19 protein-coding genes and 2 tRNA genes are annotated in these 19,357 nt (G+C 71.0%); 9 read left to right on the top strand and 12 right to left on the bottom strand.

The annotated features are described in order from the left end of the window. Positions 1-20 precede the first annotated feature (20 nt). The gene (locus ASG45_RS10970; RefSeq protein ID WP_055837117.1) at positions 21-1,259 is read left to right on the top strand and encodes a beta-ketoacyl-[acyl-carrier-protein] synthase family protein; all 1,239 of its coding nucleotides are present in this window, start codon (positions 21-23) and stop codon (positions 1,257-1,259) included. Positions 1,260-1,399: 140 nt separating this feature from the next. On the opposite strand, the gene ASG45_RS10965 is transcribed toward ASG45_RS10970, so the two are convergent. The 3 genes from ASG45_RS10965 to ASG45_RS16215 form a co-directional block, all read right to left on the bottom strand. Continuing rightward, the gene (locus ASG45_RS10965; RefSeq protein ID WP_055837115.1) at positions 1,400-1,903 is read right to left on the bottom strand and encodes a DUF3145 domain-containing protein; all 504 of its coding nucleotides are present in this window, start codon (positions 1,901-1,903) and stop codon (positions 1,400-1,402) included. 171 nt (positions 1,904-2,074) lie between these two features. Further along, complete coding sequence (locus tag ASG45_RS10960) at positions 2,075-2,983, bottom strand: hypothetical protein (RefSeq protein WP_200943412.1); 909 nt, start codon at positions 2,981-2,983, stop codon at positions 2,075-2,077. Positions 2,984-3,061: 78 nt separating this feature from the next. Then, a complete protein-coding gene (locus tag ASG45_RS16215; protein WP_156459429.1) occupies positions 3,062-3,622 on the bottom strand; it encodes a hypothetical protein in 561 nt (186 codons plus the stop codon). A gap of 145 nt (positions 3,623-3,767) precedes the next feature. Between ASG45_RS16215 and ASG45_RS10950 the strand changes: the two genes are divergently transcribed. Together ASG45_RS10950 and ASG45_RS10945 are read left to right on the top strand one after the other, a co-directional pair. Further along, positions 3,768-4,442 carry a response regulator transcription factor gene (locus ASG45_RS10950; RefSeq protein ID WP_055837107.1) on the top strand — a complete coding sequence of 225 codons (675 nt, stop codon included), beginning with the start codon at positions 3,768-3,770 and terminating at the stop codon, positions 4,440-4,442. After that, positions 4,439-5,857, top strand: a complete 1,419-nt coding sequence (locus ASG45_RS10945) for a sensor histidine kinase (protein WP_055837104.1) — start codon at positions 4,439-4,441, stop codon at positions 5,855-5,857. Before ASG45_RS10950 ends, ASG45_RS10945 begins: the two co-directional genes overlap by 4 nt. A 60-nt stretch (positions 5,858-5,917) precedes the next feature. Here the strand turns inward: ASG45_RS10945 and ASG45_RS10940 are convergent, their stop codons facing one another. After that, entirely contained in the window at positions 5,918-6,259 is a 342-nt protein-coding gene (locus ASG45_RS10940; protein ID WP_070407949.1) for a DUF7882 family protein, read from the bottom strand. Between the two features lie 231 nt (positions 6,260-6,490). Between ASG45_RS10940 and ASG45_RS10935 the strand changes: the two genes are divergently transcribed. From ASG45_RS10935 to ASG45_RS10915, 5 genes are all read left to right on the top strand, one after another. After that, positions 6,491-6,889, top strand: a complete 399-nt coding sequence (locus ASG45_RS10935) for a GntR family transcriptional regulator (protein ID WP_055837101.1) — start codon at positions 6,491-6,493, stop codon at positions 6,887-6,889. Next, on the top strand, positions 6,886-7,797 hold the full coding sequence (locus tag ASG45_RS10930; RefSeq protein ID WP_055837098.1) for an ATP-binding cassette domain-containing protein: 912 nt from the start codon (positions 6,886-6,888) through the stop codon (positions 7,795-7,797). The genes ASG45_RS10935 and ASG45_RS10930 overlap by 4 nt, the downstream gene beginning before the upstream one ends. Further along, entirely contained in the window at positions 7,794-8,489 is a 696-nt protein-coding gene (locus ASG45_RS10925; RefSeq protein WP_055837095.1) for a hypothetical protein, read from the top strand. The genes ASG45_RS10930 and ASG45_RS10925 overlap by 4 nt, the downstream gene beginning before the upstream one ends. Before the next feature lie 238 nt (positions 8,490-8,727). Continuing rightward, entirely contained in the window at positions 8,728-10,131 is a 1,404-nt protein-coding gene (locus tag ASG45_RS10920; RefSeq protein ID WP_055837093.1) for a hemolysin family protein, read from the top strand. After that, on the top strand, positions 10,128-11,150 hold the full coding sequence (locus tag ASG45_RS10915; protein WP_055837090.1) for a CNNM domain-containing protein: 1,023 nt from the start codon (positions 10,128-10,130) through the stop codon (positions 11,148-11,150). The genes ASG45_RS10920 and ASG45_RS10915 overlap by 4 nt, the downstream gene beginning before the upstream one ends. Before the next feature lie 207 nt (positions 11,151-11,357). Here ASG45_RS10915 and ASG45_RS10910 read toward each other — a convergent pair. Next, positions 11,358-11,431: transfer RNA gene (locus ASG45_RS10910), tRNA-Ile, on the bottom strand. Positions 11,432-11,528: 97 nt separating this feature from the next. After that, the gene (locus ASG45_RS10905) at positions 11,529-12,491 is read right to left on the bottom strand and encodes a DMT family transporter (protein WP_181015958.1); all 963 of its coding nucleotides are present in this window, start codon (positions 12,489-12,491) and stop codon (positions 11,529-11,531) included. Positions 12,492-12,532: 41 nt separating this feature from the next. Here ASG45_RS10905 and def point away from each other — a divergent pair, with 41 nt between their 5' ends. Further along, entirely contained in the window at positions 12,533-13,099 is a 567-nt protein-coding gene (gene def, locus ASG45_RS10900; protein ID WP_082516567.1) for a peptide deformylase, read from the top strand. A gap of 15 nt (positions 13,100-13,114) precedes the next feature. Here def and ASG45_RS10895 read toward each other — a convergent pair whose 3' ends face one another. From ASG45_RS10895 to ASG45_RS10870, 6 genes are all read right to left on the bottom strand, one after another. Continuing rightward, a complete protein-coding gene (locus tag ASG45_RS10895; RefSeq protein ID WP_055837087.1) occupies positions 13,115-14,419 on the bottom strand; it encodes a glutathionylspermidine synthase family protein in 1,305 nt (434 codons plus the stop codon). Continuing rightward, positions 14,419-14,793 (bottom strand): hypothetical protein, encoded by a 375-nt coding sequence (locus ASG45_RS10890; protein WP_055837084.1) that lies wholly within the window; start codon positions 14,791-14,793, stop codon positions 14,419-14,421. The genes ASG45_RS10895 and ASG45_RS10890 overlap by 1 nt, the downstream gene beginning before the upstream one ends. Positions 14,794-14,910: 117 nt before the next feature. Next, on the bottom strand, positions 14,911-15,840 hold the full coding sequence (glsA, locus tag ASG45_RS10885) for a glutaminase A (protein ID WP_055837081.1): 930 nt from the start codon (positions 15,838-15,840) through the stop codon (positions 14,911-14,913). A gap of 37 nt (positions 15,841-15,877) precedes the next feature. Beyond that, the gene (locus ASG45_RS10880; RefSeq protein ID WP_055837076.1) at positions 15,878-18,223 is read right to left on the bottom strand and encodes an acyltransferase family protein; all 2,346 of its coding nucleotides are present in this window, start codon (positions 18,221-18,223) and stop codon (positions 15,878-15,880) included. Positions 18,224-18,432: 209 nt separating this feature from the next. After that, positions 18,433-18,505 (bottom strand) — tRNA-Asn (locus tag ASG45_RS10875). Positions 18,506-18,567: 62 nt separating this feature from the next. Beyond that, positions 18,568-19,341 (bottom strand): ATP-binding cassette domain-containing protein, encoded by a 774-nt coding sequence (locus tag ASG45_RS10870; protein ID WP_055837073.1) that lies wholly within the window; start codon positions 19,339-19,341, stop codon positions 18,568-18,570. Positions 19,342-19,357: the final 16 nt, after the last annotated feature.

The raw sequence follows: 19,357 nt of genomic DNA, 5'->3' as shown, positions 1-19,357 counted from the left end.
GGACCAAGGATCCTTCACCCATGAGCACATCCCGCATCGTCGTCACCGGCATCGGTGCCACCTCGCCCATCGGCGGTACCGCCCCCGAGAGCTGGTCGGCGCTGCTCGCCGGCACCTCCGGCGCGCGCACCCTCGAGCACGAATGGGTCGAGAAGTACAACCTGCCCGTCACCTTCGCCGCCGAGGCGCTCGTGCGACCCGAGACGGTTCTGGATCGTCCCGTCGCCAAGCGTCTCGACCCCTCGGCGCAGCTGGCCATGGTCGCCGCCAAAGAGGCCTGGGAAGACGCGGGCTCGCCCGACGTGGATCCCGACCGCCTGGGCGTCGACTTCGCCACCGGCATCGGCGGCGTGTGGACGCTGCTCGACGCCTGGGACGTGCTGCGTGAGAAGGGCCCGCGTCGCGTCATGCCGATGACGGTGCCGATGCTCATGCCGAACGCGGCCGCCGGCAACCTCTCGCTGCACTTCAACGCCCGGGCGTTCGCGCGTACCGTGGCCTCGGCCTGCGCCTCGAGCACCGAATCGATCGTGAACGCCGTGCAGCACATCCGCGACGGTCTGGCCGACGTCGTGATCGCGGGCGGAAGCGAGTCGGCGATCCACCCGATCACCATCGCCTCGTTCGCGTCGATGCAGGCGCTGTCGAAGCGCAACGACTCCCCCGAGACGGCCTCGCGTCCGGCCAGCATCGACCGTGACGGTTTCGTCATGGGCGAGGGCGCGGGTGTGCTGATCCTCGAGACCGAGGAGCACGCCCTGGCCCGCGGCGCCAAGATCTACGCCTCGATCGTGGGAGGCGGCGTCACCGCCGACTCGTACCACATCACCGCCAACGACCCCGAGGGCACGGGAGCCGCCCGCGCGGTGCGCCTGGCGCTCGAGATGGCCGGGGCATCGGCAGACGACGTCACGCACATCAACGCGCACGCCACCTCGACCCCCGTGGGCGACCCGAACGAATACAAGGCCCTCCACACGGTGTTCGGCGACCGGATCGACGAGATCCCGGTGTCGGCGACGAAGGCCTCCACGGGCCACCTGCTGGGTGGCACGGGAGCGCTCGAGGCCATCTTCACGGTGCTGGCGCTGAAGAACCGCGTCGCGCCTCCGACCATCAACCTCACCGAGCAGGACCCCGACGTGCCCTTCGCGCTCTCGGGTGCGCCGGTCGAGTTGGGCTCCGGCGACCAGCTCGCGATCAGCAACTCGTTCGGCTTCGGCGGTCACAACGCCGTCGTCGCGATCGCCTCGGTCTGACGCACGAAGAACGCCCCCGGCATCCCGAATCGAATCGGGACGCCGGGGGCGTTCTGCCTTTGTCGGGCGAGGGATACGCGGTCTCGATGCCGGGTGCGATCACCGGCCTCCGGTAGTGGCGCCTCCCCCGCCCGACGTCTTCACCCCACCTTGTGCAGCCAGACGATCTGCTGGTCGTCGCTGGCGTGGCGGAAAGGTTCGAGCTCTTCGTCCCAGGCGGAGCCGAGCGCGATGTCGAGTTCGCGCTGCAGCTCGAAGGCGTCGCCGCCGGCGACGTCCATCGCGTAGCGCACGCGGTCCTCGCCGATGACGACGTTGCCCGCCGCGTCCGTCTGCGCGTAGTGGATGCCGAGACCCGGCGTGTGCATCCAGCGCCCGCCGTCGCTGCGGGGCGTGGGATCTTCGCTCACCTCGAAGCGCAGGTGCTCCCACCCGCGGATGGCACTGGCGAGGGCGGCGCCGGATCCGACCGAGCCCTCCCAGTAGAACTCCGCGCGGCGGCTGCCCGTCAGCACGGGCTGTTCGGCCCAGTCGAAGTTGACGGCGCGGCCGAGAGCGCGTCCGACCGCCCACTCGAGGTGGGGGCACAACGCGCGGGGCGCGGAGTGGATCAGAATCACTCCGCGCGAAGACGTGATCGCCATGGTCTCTCCTTCGTCAGGTACGTCTTCCCCTACGACCTGTGATGGAGTGCCGGCGATTGTTCGGTTGTCCGGCCATTATCGCCCGTTCATAACGAAATCACAACACTGTGATTTCGCTGCAGATGGTGAGGTCGTTCGGCCTGCTCCGCGCGGCGTCAGGGTCGCCGCAGATCAGCCGAACCAGAGGGCCCAGTACAGGGCGAAGTTGCGGTTGCCGTAGGCCGAGCACCCGTCGCCCGTCCCCCAGCGTGCCGCGAGAGCCGCGGCGTTGGGTTGGTAGGGCGTGTAGTTGTACAACGCCGCGGTGGCCTCGTTGGTGATCGTCACGTCGGAGCCGCCGCACGCGGCATCGGGCGAGTAGGCGATGTAGTGCGTGCCGGGTTGCCGCATGAAGTCGGAGGCGCTGTACGACTTCAGGTCGGTCGCGCCCTGGGCCACCTGGGCGGCGAAACCTTCGGCGCCCGTATCGCATGCGGCGTCGTCGGGGCAGCGAGCCCCCATCGCCGCGCCGAGCTCGCGCGGTTCGGGTGCTCGGGCGGTGCGACCAGCGACGAGACTCTGTTCTTTCTGCAGCGTGACCAACAGCACCTTCGCCGAGATGCCGCACGCGCGCTGGATGCGGTCGATGATCTCGGCCGCCGTCAGCTCCCCGCCGTCGTAGCCCTCGCAGACCGTCTCTCCCGTGGCATCCGAGACGATCGGCCCCCGAGGGGGAAGGGTGGTCCGCAGGACCGCGAGGCAGGAGTCGTTGCGGCACTCGCCCACCTGTGCGTCGAGGAAATCCTGGATCTCGCCGGCCGACAGGGCGTTCAGGTCGTAGAAGTCGGCGTCACTGATGAGGGTGCCGGGATCGAACGTCGTCAGATCGATGGCCTGGCGGCGCGTCTCGGCGTTCCAGGCCGAGACGAGGCCGGCCAGCGGCACGATCGCCAGCACGACGAGGCCCGCGAGCAGGATGCCGACCACTCCGACGATGACGCGCCGGCGACGCAGGACACGTGGTGCGGGCCGACGCCGACGAGAAGGGCGAGCGCGGGGGCGTCCGGGGGTCGGGCGGCGGGACCGCGTGCTGTTCGCCACCCCTCGATCGTGCCCCACCGCGCTGACCGCGCGCTGCACGCCGAGGGGCGTGGCGCGACGATCAGCGCGGGTGAGGTGTCACGAACCGGGCTGGGCCGGAGGCGTGGCGCCGGTGCCGGGCTCGGTGCCCGGGGCCGGAGGGGTGGGAGCGGTGCCGTCGGTCGGGGGCGTGGGACGCTCCCCGGCGCCCGGTCCGGAGCCCGGGGTCGGCGGGGTGGGAGCGGTGCCGTCGGTGGGCGGGGTCGGGGCCGTGCCGTCGGCGGGCGGGGTCGGCGCGCCGGGACCACCGGGTCCGCACTCGCCCGGCTTGGCTCCGGGACCCGGGGCCGCGGGGGCCGTGCCTTCGGCGGGAGGCGTGGGGGCCGAACCGTCGGCCGGCGCGGTCGGGGCACCGCTCGGGGCCGTGCCCGGGGTGGGCGTGGTCGTGCTCGGCGAGACGCCGTCGGCGCTCGGCGCCGACGTGACCGACGCGACGGGCGTCATGCCGCCCGACGACGCCAGGGCGGCGGTGCCGCCGGTGAGGCCGGCGGCCACGATGACCGCGCCGACGATGAGGGCGGGACGCTTCCACGACCGACGACGCGGCTCGTGCGCGTCGTCCATGCGGGGCAGCGGGAGGGTGGGGTTGTCGTCGTTCATGATCACTTTCTGCGGCGGTGTCGGTCACCGTCTCGAGTACCAGCCTTCGAGCGGGGACTGAAGCGAACCTGAAGCCGCCGACCGTGCGGTCAACCCAGGCCGTTCGCATAACGGGCATGCAGCGATGGGCCCTAGCGTGGGGAGGATGTCCTCTGCTGCCCGCGTGCTCGTGCTCGACGACGACGAGACCATCCGCGTCGCCGTCGCGACCGCCCTGCGCGCCGACGGATTCGTCGCCGAGGCCGCGCCCGACGGCACCGACCTCGCCGAGCGCCTCGAGATGTTCCGCCCCGACCTGGTGGTGCTCGACTGGATGATGCCCGGGCCCTCCGGCATCCGGTTGCTTCCGCTCGTGCGCTCCAGCAGCGACGCGGCGGTCATCATGCTCACCGCCCGCGACGAGGTCGACGATCGTCTGCGCGGCTTCGCCGAGGGCGCCGACGACTACGTCGTGAAACCGTTCACCATGGCCGAGCTCATCGCGCGTACGAGCGCCGTGCTCCGTCGCCGCGGTCGTCTGCCGCAGACCATCGAGGTGGCCGACCTCGTGGTGGATCCGGATGCCACGACCGCGCGCCGCGCCGGATCGTCGCTCGATCTGACCGCGACGGAGTTCCGCCTGCTGCGGCTGTTCGCCGAGAGTCGTGGTCGCACGCTGTCGAAGGCGCAGATCCTGACGCAGGTGTGGGGGTACGACGACTACGACCCCAACCTGGTCGAGGTGCACCTGAGCGCGCTGCGCCGCAAGATGGAGGCGCACGGTCCCCGGCTCATCCACACCGTGCGCGGGCTCGGCTACCGCCTGAGCGTGACGCCGTGAGCGACACCCGGCCGCTGCGCGCGGGGTCGCTGCGGCGGCGCACCATCGTCGCGGTCGTCGCCCTCGTGGCGCTGCTGCTCATCGTGCTCTCGGTCGTCGTCGACGTCGCCCTCGGCGCCCGCCTGCGCGGCCAGATCGAGGAGCGCCTGCGCGACCGCGCCGCCGCGGCCGCCTCGCTCGTCGGCACGGTCGACGACGAGGACCTGGCCGAGCGACTGTCGGATCAGGGCCTGTCGGTGCGCATCGACAGCGCGGGCGGCGACTCGGTCGTCGCGGGGCCGAGCCCCGAGCAGCTGCGTGACGGGCCGCCCGGTCCCGGCGGCCCCGGTCCGGCCGAGCGGTCGGCGCCCCTCCCCTCCGCGTCGACCGACGTGAGCGTGGTCGCCTCGGCCGTCACGGGCGACGCCGACCTCGTGACGCTGACCTCCACGCTGAGCGACGGTTCGACACTGAGCCTCACGGCATCCGCCGCCGGGATCGGCGAGACGCTCGGCCAGGTGCGGTGGATCATGGCGATCGCCTCGGTCGGCGTGCTCGTGGTGGCCGCCGGAGCGGTGACCCTCGTCGTGCGTCGCACGCTGCAGCCCCTGGACCGGGTCTCGGAGGTGGCCCGCTCGATCGGAGCCGGTGAACGCGGGCGACGCCTGCACCCCACGCGATCCGACACCGAGATCGGTCGGGTCGCGACGGCACTCGACGACATGCTCGACGACGTCACGGGAGCCGAGCAATCCGCGCGCGAGGCCGAGGCCCGCCTGCGCGTGTTCCTCTCGGATGCCGCACACGAGCTGCGGACGCCGGTCGCCGGCATCCGCGCCGCCGCCGACACGCTGGTGCGCGCCGATCTCGACGGACCCGAGCGCGAGATGCTCGCCGCGCACGTCGCCCGCGAGGCCCAGCGCGCCTCCCGTCTGGTCGACGACCTGCTCACGATGGCCCGGGTGGATCAGGGGCTCGAGTTGACGCGGAGTTCGGTCGATCTGCGGACGATCGTGGCGGCCGAGGTCGAGCGCGCCCAGCTCGTGCACCCGTCGCTGCAGGTGTCGTCGGTGGTTCCGGATGCCGCCGTGCCGGTGCGCATCGACGCGGGGCGCATCGCGCAGGTGCTGTCGAACCTGGTCGAGAACGCCGCGCGCGCGACGAACGGGCGCGGCACGGTCGTCGTCGAGGCCGCGGCGACGGGCGGCGCCGCCACCGTCGCGGTCATCGACGACGGTCCGGGCGTGCCGGCCGAGGAGCGGGAGCGCATCTTCGACCGTCTCGTGCGCCTGGACGCCGCGCGCTCGCCCTCGGGCGGCGTGGGCCTCGGCCTGCCCATCGCGCGCGGGATCGCCCGAGCGCACGGCGGTGAGGTACGAAACGTTCCCCGTGATGCCGGGGCGCGTTTCGAGCTGACGCTGCCGGTCTCGGACTGACCGGGCGCCGTCGCGACCGACCGCACCGGCGGACGCGATGACCACCGGTGCGAAACCGGGTCAGCGTCCGGCGCGCACCCCCGCGGGTTGACGGGTCGCGATCGGCAGCGGGGCGATGCCCGCCGCGGTGAGCGTGAGCCCATCGGCGCCGCTGGCGTCGTGCATCATCTGGTCGACGAGTTCGCGGTCGATGGCGGGTTCGCGTCCCCCGTAGAACTGCATGACGAGCGCGTTGGAGGCGTGGATCCAGAGGCTGGCCTGCCGAACGCCCTCGTTCACCGGCAGCTGGAGCATGAAGCCCTCGTTGCGGCGGAGCTTGTTCATCACGACGATGCGGAGATGGGCGAGGATGCGGTCGTCGATATCGAACGACGCGCGGTCACGGTAGATGAGGCGTCCCACGGCGGGTCCATTTCTGGCGCGACGAAGCGCACCTGTTGAGCAAGGGCGGGACCACGCCGGGAAGCGAGGCAATGCGGGACCTCTATTCTGCCACCCGGATCGGGGGTGGGGCGCGTTCGGGTGAGGCCGTCTTCGGGCCGGGCGTGTCGTTTCGGGGCCGGCGCTTGACACGTGCGCGACCTTCGTTGCATGGTTACTTAGTCAAGTAATTAACCAATAGACGGAGGTCGCATGATCGACGACGGCCGAGCGCTGTTCCTCCAGATCGCCGAGAGCGTCGAGGACGCGATCGTCGACGGTTCGCTGGCCGAGGAGAGCCGTGCGCCCTCCACCAACGAACTGGCGGCATTCCACCGCATCAACCCCGCCACCGCAGCGAAAGGAATCACCATGCTCGTCGACAAAGGCGTGCTGCAGAAGCGACGCGGCATCGGCATGTTCGTCGCGGTCGGAGCACGGGAACAGCTCCTGGGCGAGCGTCGCTCGGCATTCGCCGACCGCTTCGTCGAGCCCCTCCTCACCGAGGCCCGCACGCTGGGCCTCGGCCCCGACGATCTCGCCGACCTCATCCGCGAGCGCGCGGCGCTCGGCTCCTCCCCCGCCCACACCAACGAAGGGATCGCCCGATGACCGCTGTGATCGAGGTCGCCGGCCTCCACAAGCGCTACCGTGACGCCGCCGCCCTGAACGACGTGTCGTTCCGCATCGAGAAAGACGCCATCTACGGCTTGCTGGGGCGTAACGGCGCCGGCAAGACCACCCTGATGTCGATCCTGACCGCGCAGAACTTCGCCACCGAGGGGCGCGTGCGCGTGTTCGGCGAGGACCCGTACGAGAACCCGCGGGTGCTGTCGCGGATGTGCTTCGTGCGCGAGAGCCAGAAGTATCCCGATGACGCCAAGCCCGCCCACGCTTTTGCGGCCGCGAAGATCTTCTTCCCGAACTGGGACGACGAACTCGCCGCCGATCTCATCCGGCAGCTCCAGATCCCCGTGACCCGAACGATCAAGAAGCTCTCGCGTGGTCAGCTCTCGGCCGTGGGAGTGGTCATCGGGTTGGCATCGCGCGCCGAGATCACCTTCTTCGACGAGCCGTACCTCGGACTCGACGCGGTGGCCCGTCAGATCTTCTACGACCGTCTGCTCGAGGACTATTCCTCCCATCCGCGCACGATCATCCTCTCGAGCCACCTCATCGACGAGGTCGCCAACCTGCTCGAACGCGTCATCGTGCTCGACGGCGGCCGCGTGGTGATGGACGAAGACACCGACGCCGTGCGGGAGCGGGCAGCGACCGTCGTCGGAGACGCCGCCGCCGTCGACGCCTTCTGCGCGGGCCGTGAGGTGCTGCACCGGGAAACGCTCGGAGGCGTCGCCTCGGTCACGATCCTGGGCGCCCTGACCCCGGTCGATCGGCGCGCCCTCGCCGAGGCGCGGCTCGAGGTCTCGCCCGTCTCGCTGCAGGAGTTCATCGTCCGAGCCACCCCGCACGCGGCGAGCGCGTCGGCCGCCACTCTTCCGGAAGGAGCGCTGCGATGAACCGCGCGCTGAACGTCGTCCGTCTGCAGCTCATCAACCGCCAGACCTTCGTCTGGATCCCCCTGATCATCCTGTTCGGCTCTCTCGCCATCAGCTTGCTGCTCTACGGCATCATCCAGTCGGCGGGGGCGCGCGGCGTGATGATCAGCGGCGGGGTGCAGGCGCCCCTGTGGTACTTCGGCGTCATCGGCGCCCAGTCCCTGACGCGGACGTTCCCGTTCTCGCAGGCGATGAGCGTCACCCGTCGCGACTTCTTCGCCGGCACCCTCCTGACCGCTGCGCTGACGGCGGCACTGCTGTCGGTGGTCTTCGTCCTCGGCGGCATGATCGAGCGGGCGACCAACGGCTACGGGATGAACGGGTGGTTCTTCTACATCCCGTGGGTGTGGGAGGCCGGTCCGCTCGCCGCGGGGGTCGCCTACTTCGCCCTGGCGATGTTCTTCTTCGTCATCGGCTTCTGGGCCGCCACCGTGTTCAAGCGCTTCGGCGGCCTGGTGACCACGGTCACCCTGGTCGGCGTCGGCCTGCTCCTCGTGCTCGTGGTGTGGCTGATCACGGTGACGCGGTCGTGGCAGGGGGTCGCCGACATCGTTCTCACGCTCGGCGCCCTCGGCCTCGCGGTCTGCGGGATCGTGCTCACCGCGGTGCTCGCAACATCGTCGTTCGCGACGTTGCGCCGCGCCGTCCCCTGACCCGGATGCGAAGGGGCCGGACCGTCTCGGCGGTCCGGCCCCTTCGCGTTCCGGCGCGGGCAGCGAGCCCCGGCGGCGAGGCGAATGCCCAGCTACGCGGGAGCGGTCTCGGTAGCATCGAAGGGATCTGCGATCACCCGACCCACGAGAGAGACAACCCCGTGAGCCCTCACCGCACCTCCACTGACCAGGAGGGCCGATCTTCGAGCCCCCTCTTTCCGAGAGGGGGTGAGATCTGATGCTGGCTGCGGCCCTGACGCTCCTGGTGGGCGTCATCGTGACTCTGGCGATCATCGTGGCCTGCGGCTTCTTCGTCGCGCAGGAGTTCGCGTACATGTCGGTCGACCGCTCGCGCATGGCGGCGTTGGCCGAGAAGGGCGACGCCCAGGCGAAGCGCGTCCTCGCCATCACCAAGCGCACGTCGTTCATGTTGTCGGGCGCGCAGCTCGGCATCACCGTCACCGGTCTGCTGATCGGCTACGTCGCCGAACCGCTCATCGGTGAATCACTCGGGACGCTGCTCGGCGGGATCGGGATCGATCCGGCCGTCTCGGTGCTGATCGGCACCGTCGGCGCCCTGTTGCTTGCCACGATCGTGACCATGATCTTCGGTGAGCTGTACCCGAAGAACCTCGCCATCGCCGACCCTGAACCGCTGGCGCGCGCCCTCGCCGTGCCGACGCGCATCTACCTCTTGCTGTTCGGCTGGTTGATCTCGGTCTTCGACGTCGCCGCCAACGCCCTGTTGCGGGTGCTGCGGATCGAGCCGCTCGAAGACGTCGACGACAGCGCGACCGCGCGCGACCTCGAGGCCATCATCGAGGAGTCCCGCGCGAGCGGTGACCTGCCCGACGATCTGTCGATGATCATCGACCGCATCCTCGACTTTCCGCACCGCGACGTCGAGCACGCGATGATCCCGCGTTCCCAGATCGATTCGGTCACCCCCGAGACCACCGTGGGCGAGGTGCGCGCCCTGATGGCCACCGGGCACACCCGCTACCCCGTCATCGGTGACGAGGACTCCCCCGTCGGCGTCGTCGAACTCATCGACGTGCTGCGCGAGAACCCGTCGGACGAGACCCCCGTGGCCGCCGTCATGCGCGCCGCGGTCGTGCTGCCCACCTCGATGCTGCTCCCCGTCGCGTTGGATCGCATGCGCCAGACGCGCAATGAACTGGCGTGCGTCGTCGACGAGTACGGCAACTTCGACGGCATCCTGACCATCGAGGACCTGACCGAAGAGGTCATCGGCGAACTCTCCGACGAACACGACGTCGAGGTCGCCGAGGCCGCCTCGGTCGGCGACGACGCGTGGAGCGTTCCCGGCGATCTGCATCTCGACGAGCTCGAGCGACTCATCGGCCACGACCTCACCCAGGGCGACGTCGAGACGGTCGCCGGTCTCGTCATCGAGACGCACGGCGACCTTCCGACCGTCGGCGTCATCGTGCGCGTGGATCTGCCCGAGCGTGCGTCCGAGACGGTGCAGGGTCTCGACATCGAGCGCTGGCTCGCGATCGAGGTCGTGGAGGTCGACCGGCACGTGCCCTCGCAGCTGAAGGTCGACCTGCACGAGGTGGACCGGGATGCCGAGCCCGCCGACGACGTCGTCGCGATCGACGGGGAGGTGGCCCGATGAACGGCTGGACCGTCGCTCTCATCACCACCGCGCTCATCGTCGCGAGTGCGTTCTTCGTGATCGTCGAGTTCGCGCTGCTCGCCGCTCGACGTCACCGGCTCGAAGAAGAGGCAGCGACCAGCGCCTCGGCGCGCGCCGCCCTGCGCGGCGTCAACGAGCTGACCGTCATGCTCGCCTTCGCGCAGTTGGGCATCACCGCCTGCACGTTCCTGCTCGGCGCGATCACCAAGCCGGCCATCGACTACGCCCTGGCACCGATTCTCGAGCAGTGGGGGCTTCCTCCCGTTCTGTCCGGGGTCATCGCGTTCATGCTGGCGCTGATCGTGGTGACGTTCCTCCACCTCGTGATCGGCGAGATGGCGCCGAAGTCGTGGGCGATCGCCCACCCGGAGACGGCGGCGAAGGCCACCGGCATCCTGGCCCGCGCCCTCACCTGGCCGCTGCGCCCGTTCCTGCTGTGGATCAACCACATCGCCAACCGCCTCGTGAAGGCCTCGGGCGTGGAGCCCGTCGACAAGGCCGCCGCCGGTGGGCAGGATGCCGACACGATACGCGAACTCGTCGCCCACTCGCGTCGGGCGGGCACGCTCGAGAAGCAGTACTCCGAGCCGATCGCGCAGGCGATCGCGCTGGGGACGCTGACGGTCGGCGACATCGTGCGCACCGATCGCACGCCGACGTCGGTCGCCGCGGATGCGACGGTCGCCGACATCCAGGCGGTCGCCGCCTCGTCGACGCACCTGCGCATCCTCGTCGGCGCGGGTGCGACCTCGCGCGTCGCCCACGTGCGCGACACGCTCACCGTCGACCCGACGACCCCGGCGCTCGAGATCGCGCGCGAGCCCCTGGTGCTGGAGCCGTCGGCGTCGGCGTACGACGCTCTGGCGCGCATGCGGCGCGGTCGCGTGCAGTTGGCGACGGTCGTCGACGGCGAGCGGTTGATCGGGGTGGTCACCCTCGACGACCTTTTGCGCGAGATCCTGCCCGGCGCGGGGGAACTCGTTCCGCTCGCACGGTAGGTGGTGCGGGTCCCGCTTCGCGCTGGGCGGAGCGGGACCGTTGCGCCACTCGTCGTGAGCGGTTGGCGCGCATGCGACCACTTCTCGTATCGAACCCGCCCGACCAGTGACTACCGTCCTGTCCGGGAGATGGTTCGGCAGCCCACGCGACGGTGTGAGGGCAGAGAAAACGCCCTCCGATCATGCGCGGCCTGACGGAGGGGAACGTAGGGCGGGTGGGACTTGAACCCACGATCGTCGGGTTATGAGCCCGCTGCCTTGACCAGCTTGGCCACCGCCCCCAGCGACGACGAGCCTACCGGCATCCATCGTCCGCCGAGAAAAGCGGGGCTCAGGGCCGGACCGCCGCCGCAGCCCGGCGCGGGACCACCATCCAGCTCAGCGCACGCGCGGCTTGGCGGGCTTGCCGTCGCCGGCGATCTGCGGGTGGTGCTTGGTGAGCTGGATGACGCCCCACGTGGCGATCGCGCCGGCGATGACGAAGCCGATCAACGCCCACGCGGGGGCGGTCGACGCCTCGCCCAGCACCAGCAGGCCGATCAGCACGGCCACGATCGGGTCGATCACGGTGAGTCCGGCGATGACCAGGTCGGGCGGGCCGACCGAGTAGGCGGTCTGCACGAAGTAGGCGCCGACGGCGACGGCGGCGACCAGCGCGACGACGCAGAGAAGGGTGAGCCACTCGAAGTTGCCGGCCTGGATGCGGCTGATGATGACCTTGGCGAGGGTGGCCACGAAGCCGTAGATGACGCCGGCGGCCATGATGTAGAACAGGGCCTGCGCGCGGCGACGCACCAGCATCCAGAAGGCACCGAAGACCACGACGACCACGGCCAGGATGCCGAGGATGATCAGCAGCTCGCGCTCGGTGACCACGTGCTCGGTGGCGAAGAACGCGGCGATGGTCACGAAGATGAAGATGCCGCCGACGCACAGGGCGATCGCGATGAGCGACTGCCGGGTGGGCTTGTGGTGGGAGACCCGGGCGTTCAGCACCGTCGTGATGACGAGCGCGATCGCACCCAGCGGCTGCACCAGGATGAGCGGCGCGACCGAGAGCGCCCCGAGCTGGCAGACGATGGCGAGCGCGAGCATCACGGTGCCCGCGACCCACGACGGACGCGTCAGCAGCGAGGTGAGCTGCTTGCGCGAGAGGCCGCCGGTGGTCTTGCCCGAAAGGCGCTCCACCTTCTGCACGCCCCGGTGCTGGTACTGCGCTCCGAACGACATGAACACCGCGCCGAGAAGGGCGAGCGGGATGCCGAGAAGGATGCGCGGATCGCGGAAGATGCCGACGAGATCGTCGATACCGTCGGTCAGGGAGACATCGAGCGGGATCACCCCTCGACGATAACGGTCCGCTCGCTGGTTAGGCTGGAGACGTGGCCGTACTCCCGATTCGCATCATGGGCGATCCCGTGCTGCACGCCCCCGCTGCCCGCGTCGACGAGATCACCGACGAGGTGCGCACCCTCGTGGCCGACATGTTCGAGACCATGGACGCCGCCCCCGGTGTCGGTCTCGCGGCGCCGCAGGTGGGTGTGGGCCTGCGCATCTTCACCTACACGTACGAGGACGACGAGGGACTCCCCTGGCGCGGAGTGGTCATCAACCCCGAGCTGTGGATCCGCCCCGCCGAGCCGGGGTACCCCGATCCCGACGACGAGTCGGAGGGGTGCCTGTCGTTCCCCGGGGAGCGCTTCCCGCTGCGACGGTCCGAGGCCGCGCTGATGACGGGGACCGATCTCGACGGGCACTCGGTGCGCGTCGAGGTCACCGGGTGGCGCGCGCGCATCCTGCAGCACGAGTTCGATCACCTCGACGGCATCCTGTACGTCGACCGCCTCGACGACGAAGACAGCCGGGTCGTCGCGAAGATCGCGAAGAAGCGCAAGTGGGGCAAGCCCGGCGTCTCGTGGATGCCGGGCGTCGACGATATCGACGCCTGAGCGGTCCGCCCGGTCTCAGCCCTCGATGATGTTCGGGGCGAAGCGGCAGTAGTAGTCGGTGATGGGTCCGTCGGATTCGCGGATGCCGACCCCGTGCGCCTCGTCGTCGACCACCCACGACCCGAGCACGGGGTGATTGCTGCCCCGCGACCCGCGGAAGTCGGGCAGCTCGTGGTACTGCTGCCATACGCGCTCGCGCCCGGTGCCTTCGCGTCGGTACTCCTGACCGTTCGAGGCGACGCTGCCGTCGGCGCGGTGCACACGGATGCCGTCGCCCTCGCGGCCGAAGACGGGTTTGACCACGAAGTCGGTCATGCCGTTCGGGCCGTCGGCGTAGGCGGGCAGCAGGTTCGGGTGCCCGGGGTACATCCGCCACAGCGCGACCAGCAGCAGCTTGTTCGAGAGGAACATCTTCCACGCCGGTTCGTACCAGCGGCCGAAGAGTCCGCGTCCGGCGATGAGCAGGGCGCCGAACTCCTGGTCGCCGATGACCCGGTCCTCACCCGAGACCAGGTCTTCCCACGGGTACAGCTTGAAGAGGTTGCGGATGACGGGGTACTGGGTGCCCGGGGTGTCGCCGGGCAGCGCGGCGATGCTGCGCGACGAGCCCCACGCCTCGGGAACGCCGACGAACTGGCGCGCGCCGTGGTGCCAGCCGATGTCCTTCATCTCGATGCCGGTGTGCTCCCACCCCGCCTCGGCGGCGAGGTCGCGCATGTAGGCGACGGTGTCCCAGTCCTCGCCGTAGATGTCGGCATCCGAGTGCGCGACGAACAGGCGACCGCCCTCGCCCTCGTTCAGCGAGCGGTGCAGAAGGGTGCGCCACCGCGCGACGAGCGCTTCATGCAGGCCGTTCCACTGGTCGGTGTCGGCGGGGAGCGCACCGGTCTTGATGCGGTCCTGCAGCCAGAACCACTGCGTGAGCGAGGCCTCGATGAGTCCGGTGGGGGTGTCGGCGTTGTACTCGAGCATCTTGGCCGGGGTGCCGTCGCCGGCGTACGCCAGATCGAAGCGGGCGTACACGTCGGGTTCGTCCTGCTCGAGCGACCACTGCGCGAGCTCGAACGCTTTCGGGGTGAGCCCGAGCGAGCCGAGTTCTCCGGATGCCAGGTACCGGGCCGCCTCACGGCACATGCGGTGCAGCTCCTCGGTCTGCCGCTCCAGTTCCTCGACCTCGGCAAGGGTGAAGACGTACGCCGCGCCGTCGTTCCAGTACTCGACCGCCGTGCCGTCGTCGCGCAGGGAGCGGGAGTAGATGAGGCCGGACTGCTTGATCGTGCGTTCCCAGCCGGGGCGCGGCTCGAGCTCGATGCGGCGCATCAGCCGCCGTGGCTTCCGTCGGATCCCGAGCCGCCGAACCCACCGCGCGAGACGCTCGCGCCGTCGCCCGAGATGCCCTTGGCCGCGGTCTTTCCGCCCGGCAGGGTGTCGACGCCGCCCGAGACGGGTTGGCCGACGGCCGGGACCGCGCGACTCCCCGACCCGAGGGGCAGGAAGTACCAGTGCGCCCCGCCGCCGTGGTTGTTGCAGTCGTCGTCGGGCAGGCGCTTCTCGGTCGCGTTGTCCTGGCAGATCTGGGCGTAGTCCTCGGAGACGTTCGTCCCCTGCCCGCAGCCCGTGAGGGTGGCGGCCAGGGCGGCGACGACGCCGACGGACACGCTACGTGAGGCGCGGCGGCGCGCGACGGGGGGCATCGGTTCTCCTGCGAGATCAGGCGGGGATCGGGGGGTCACGCCGATGCTCTCACACGCACGGGCGGTGTGGGTCGAGATGCACGGGGCGCGCCCTCCGGCGTCGGTGGAGAAGCGCGTTCAGACCGAAAAGCTGTGCAGTTGCAGGTCGTCGCTGAGCATCTCGCTCGCCCGGCGGCCGCGCACGCTCGTGCCCTGATCGTCGAGGGGCGGACTGACGACGGCGGCTCCCAGACGCCCCGGCGCCGACAGCACGATCGCCCCCGACACGCTCGACTTCGCGGGCACGCCGACCGCGCGCATCCACCGCCCCGACCCGTCGTACACCCCGCAGGTCGCCATGACCGAGACGACGTCACGGGCCACGCGCGCGGAGACGACGCGTTCGCCGGTGCGGGGGTTCACGCCGCCGAGCGCGAGGGTCGCGCCCATGACCGCGAGGGTCTCGGCATCGACGAGGGTCGCGCACGCGCGGGCGTATACGGCCACCGCGTCGTCGGCCGAGGGCTGCAGCGCGCCTTCGGCCCGCATGAGGTGGGCGAGGGCGTGGTTGCGGTCGCCGAGCAGATGCTCGTTGTGTGCGACCTGCTCGTCGACGAGCAGGTCGCGGCCGGCGAAGGCCGAGAGGCCCCGGGCGATCCGCGCGCTGCGCTCTTCGGGTCCGTCTCCCTCGACGAGTGAGGCCGTCAGCAGCGCCCCCGCGTTGACCATGGGGTTCGGCGGCCGACCGGTGCCGCTTTCGAGCTTGATCGCGTCGAAGGCCTCACCGGTGGGTTCGATGCCCACGAGATCGAGGGCTTCTCCGTCGGTGTCGACGAGGGCGAGCGCGAAGAGGAAGGGTTTGACCGCCGACTGCACGCTGAACGGCACATCGGCCTGGGCGCTGGTGCGCACGGTGCCGTCGGGCAGCGCCAGGGCGAGAGCGCACAGGTCGGGATCGGCGTCGGCCAGCTGCGGGATGCTGTCGTCGACCGTGCCACCGCGCTCCGAGAGCAGGCGCGATCGGAGCGCGTCGAGGTCGAGGGAGCGGGGATCGGGGGGCGAGGTCACTCCCCCAGCCTGTCAGCCGAGCGAGCGCGCGGGGCCGTCAGTACAGTCCGCGGGCCGAGAGCTCGTCGCGCAGGATCGGCGCGAGGCGCTCGGCGAACGCCGGTGTCAGGTGCATGTCGTCGTACCGCACGGGTGTGTCGCCGGCGAACGCGGGGCAGACTCCCTGCCAGCACGAGAACGGCAACGCGTCGATCGCCGCCTCGCCGGTGGCGGCCGCCTGCGCCTCGGTGGCGGCCTGCATCTGCGTCCACACGTCGTCGACGGCGGCGAGGCACGCCGCCGGGCCCGTGAGCGGGGAGTAGCAGCGTCCCAGGTCGGCGCCGTGCGGCGGAGGCGCGAGGAACACGGTGTGCCCGGCCGGCGCCCACCCCGAGACCTCGTTCGCGACCCCGGATGCCAGCTCCGCGGCGTTGAGGTCCCGCCCGTCGACCGTGCGGGCGAGCGTGTAGGCGTTCGACACGACGAGCAGGTCGGCGGGATCGGCCGCGACCATCGCGGCGATGTCGGACTTGCGCCCGGCGCACCCGGCCGTCACCGCGGGGTCGCGGCTCTCGATGAGGGCGTCGGTGAAACGGCATCCGTACATTCCGACGGTCGTGACGCGCCACGCTCCGCCGCTCGCGTCGGCGAGGGCTCGGAAGGCGGGCGCGTAGGCCATCGCGCTGGAATCGCCGACCAGGTAAAGGTGCCGCGGAGCGTCGGCGTTCCCCCACGTGCAGCGGCCGGCGTCGGGAGCGATGTCGGGGGTGAAGCAGTCGTGCGCGGGATCGGTGGCCGAGGTGGCGCGCATCACCTCGTCGAGCGAGGGATGCAGATCGGGCCAGCTCGACGCCGTCGTCGCCGCGGCGAGCTCGCTCTGCAAAGCGGCGAGGGCGGCGCCGGCGTCAGCCACCGGAGCGGCGGCGACGGGTGCGGCGGGCGCGACGATGACCGGCGCCCCGTACGCGAAGAACACCGCGAGCACGGTCGCTCCGGCCCCGATCGCCAGGGTGGCGCCGGCCAGGGCGATCCGCGGGGCGAAGCGCGTTCTCCACTCGGCCCAGGAGTCACCGGAGCCTCGGGCCGGCGCCGGGGTGGGCACCGGCGCGGGCTGCGGCGGGGTGATTTCTGCAGCGGGGGCCGGTTCCGGAGCGACCGCCTCGGTGGTCGCGCTCTCGGTCGCTCGCCGTCCCGGGTAATACCGCTGCCCGGGCACCCATCCGGCGGGGCGAGACGCGAGCGCGGCGGCCCGTGGTGTCGGAACTGCGACCTCGGAGAGGGCAGGGGTCGAGGCGGCCGCGACCTCAGCGGGCGGAGCGCCCCCGCTCGGGCGGACCAGCCACGGCGAGCGGTGCAGCGGCTGCTCGACGCCGAGGTAGGTCGCAACGGTGAGCACGACCATCACCAGCACGGTGATGCCGGTGGCCGCGGGCCCGGGCGCCAGCAGCGCCCCGGCGAAGACGATGACGGGAAGGTGCCAGAGGTACAGCGAGTACGACGCGTTGCCGATCGCGACCGCCAGCGGATTCGAGACGACGAAGAGGGAGCGGTGACGCGGGTCGCCACCGGTGCCGCCCGCGATCACCAGCACCGCGCCCGCGACGGGCATCACGGCCCAGGGGGCGGGGAACGGCGCCGTCGGATCGACGACGAAGAACGACGCGACGACGAGCGCCACCCCGGCCCACGAGAGCAGGGCGCGCAGGGGGCTCGGCATCCGGAGCAGGAGCGGCACGAGGGTCGCGACGACGGCGCCGGTCGCGAGTTCGCCCGCGCGGGTTCCGGTCGAGAAGTACGCCACGCTCGGGTCGAGCGGGGTCTGCACCCAGGCGAGAGCAGCGGATGCCAGAACCACGGCGCTCGACAGCAGGCCCACCGCGACGCGCGCCCCCGTGCTCCGCCGACGCGCGACGGGGAGCATGAGCACAAGCAGCATGACGAGGAGGGGCCAGAGCAGCGAGAACTGCTCCTCGATCGACAGCGACCAGAAGTGCTGCAGCGGTGAGACGGCGATGGTGGAGAAGTAGTCGCGTCCCTCGAGGGCGAAGCGCCAGTTCGAGACGAGGCCGACCGCGGCGAGAGCGTCGCCCACGATGCTCTCGGCGCGGGTACCGGGGAACACCACGAAGGCGGCGCCCACGGTGGCGGCCAGCACGACGAGGGCCGCGGGCAGAAGGCGGCGGAGGCGTCGGGCGAAGAACGTCGACAGGCGCACGGTGCCGGAGGCGTCCAGATCGCGCAGCACGATGCCGGTGAGCAGGAACCCCGAGAGCACGAAGAACACGTCGACGCCGACGAAGCCTCCGCGCGGCCATCCCGTCAGGTGCGTGGCGACCACGGCCACGACGGCGAACGCCCGGAGCCCCTGGAGATCGCGGCGCGCGGGGGCTGCGGGTGCGGTCACGGCGGCGTCCTCTCCGGCCGCCGAGCGACGGCCGGAGCGAGTCTAATGGAACCGCTCCCATACGCCGAGCACAGGTGGCCGCTGTTCAGAGCGCGAGACGTGCGACTCGCCCGTCCCGGGCCCGCGATGATCGCCCGGAAAAGAGGAAAGGCCCGGGGTGGAAGCCCGGGCCTAAGGTGAGAGCCACGTTAGATGACGCGGTACTCTCGCTCCCCGGCTTGGACTCGAACCAAGAACCTGTCGGTTAACAGCCGACTGCTCTGCCAATTGAGCTACCGAGGATCATGCGCACCTCGCGGTGGGCAACCCCACGATACTAACAGCACGCGGGGGCGTGCGAAAAATCAGCCCGCCGAAAGACGTCGCTCGGGCGTGCCGTCGGGTGTCCACTGCAGAGCCTCGACACTGTGGCCGAACGCGACGGCATGCCCGGCGTGCAGAACCAGCACGTCGGCGTCGAGGTCACGGGGGGCATCGGCGTCGTTCGTGACGACCAGTGTCGCCATGCCGCGCTCGTCACGACGGCGCAGGATCGAGGCACGGGCGGCGGCGCGCACCTCGACATCGAGGTTGGCGTACAGGTCGTCGGCGACGAACAGCCGCGGTTCGAGCACGAGGGCGCGGGCGAGCGCCACGCGCTGCCGCATCCCCGCGCTCAGCTCGTACGGATACTTCGGAGCCGTGCCGAGCGGGAGCTCCATCTCGTCGAGCAGAGTCGCGACGCGCACCGCCAGCGCCCGGGTGTTGACCTTGCGATCGCGGCTCGTGATCGGCTCGGCGATGACGTCCTGCACGGTCAGGCGCGACGGGAGCCCCGCGCCGGCGCCCTGAGGCAGGTAGCCGGTGTGGAACGTCCACTCCCGGCGGGCGCGCCCGGGCCGGCGCGCCGAGATCCCGTGTACGCGGGCGTCGCCCCCGACCACGGTGAGCCCGTCGTCGGGATGGCCGGCGAGCAACGACACCAGCGAGGTCTTGCCCGACCCCGTGGCGCCGCGCACGACGAGGGTCTGGCCCGCGCCCAACGAGAACGTGATCCCGTCGATGACGCGGACGCCGCTGCGAGCGAGCGAGAGGTCGTCGGCACGGAGGGCGACGTCGGTGTCGTGGGACCGGGGCATTCCTTCATCCTCGCCC

Origin of the sequence: Microbacterium sp. Leaf436 (assembly GCF_001424715.1) — a bacterium.
GTDB lineage: Bacteria > Actinomycetota > Actinomycetes > Actinomycetales > Microbacteriaceae > Microbacterium.
The sequence above is the reverse complement of the archived record's forward strand: the minus strand, read 5'-3'. Positions and strand labels throughout refer to the sequence as shown.

What these genes read in the sequence shown, in the direction of transcription:
- ASG45_RS10970 (WP_055837117.1), top strand. Translation starts at nt 21, where the DNA reads ATGAGCACATCCCGCATCGTCGTCACCGGCATCGGTGCCACCTCGCCC.
- ASG45_RS10965 (WP_055837115.1), bottom strand. Translation starts at nt 1,903, where the DNA reads ATGGCGATCACGTCTTCGCGCGGAGTGATTCTGATCCACTCCGCGCCC.
- ASG45_RS16215 (WP_156459429.1), bottom strand. Translation starts at nt 3,622, where the DNA reads ATGAACGACGACAACCCCACCCTCCCGCTGCCCCGCATGGACGACGCG.
- ASG45_RS10950 (WP_055837107.1), top strand. Translation starts at nt 3,768, where the DNA reads ATGTCCTCTGCTGCCCGCGTGCTCGTGCTCGACGACGACGAGACCATC.
- ASG45_RS10935 (WP_055837101.1), top strand. Translation starts at nt 6,491, where the DNA reads ATGATCGACGACGGCCGAGCGCTGTTCCTCCAGATCGCCGAGAGCGTC.
- ASG45_RS10930 (WP_055837098.1), top strand. Translation starts at nt 6,886, where the DNA reads ATGACCGCTGTGATCGAGGTCGCCGGCCTCCACAAGCGCTACCGTGAC.
- ASG45_RS10925 (WP_055837095.1), top strand. Translation starts at nt 7,794, where the DNA reads ATGAACCGCGCGCTGAACGTCGTCCGTCTGCAGCTCATCAACCGCCAG.
- ASG45_RS10920 (WP_055837093.1), top strand. Translation starts at nt 8,728, where the DNA reads ATGCTGGCTGCGGCCCTGACGCTCCTGGTGGGCGTCATCGTGACTCTG.
- ASG45_RS10915 (WP_055837090.1), top strand. Translation starts at nt 10,128, where the DNA reads ATGAACGGCTGGACCGTCGCTCTCATCACCACCGCGCTCATCGTCGCG.
- ASG45_RS10895 (WP_055837087.1), bottom strand. Translation starts at nt 14,419, where the DNA reads ATGCGCCGCATCGAGCTCGAGCCGCGCCCCGGCTGGGAACGCACGATC.
- ASG45_RS10890 (WP_055837084.1), bottom strand. Translation starts at nt 14,793, where the DNA reads ATGCCCCCCGTCGCGCGCCGCCGCGCCTCACGTAGCGTGTCCGTCGGC.
- ASG45_RS10870 (WP_055837073.1), bottom strand. Translation starts at nt 19,341, where the DNA reads ATGCCCCGGTCCCACGACACCGACGTCGCCCTCCGTGCCGACGACCTC.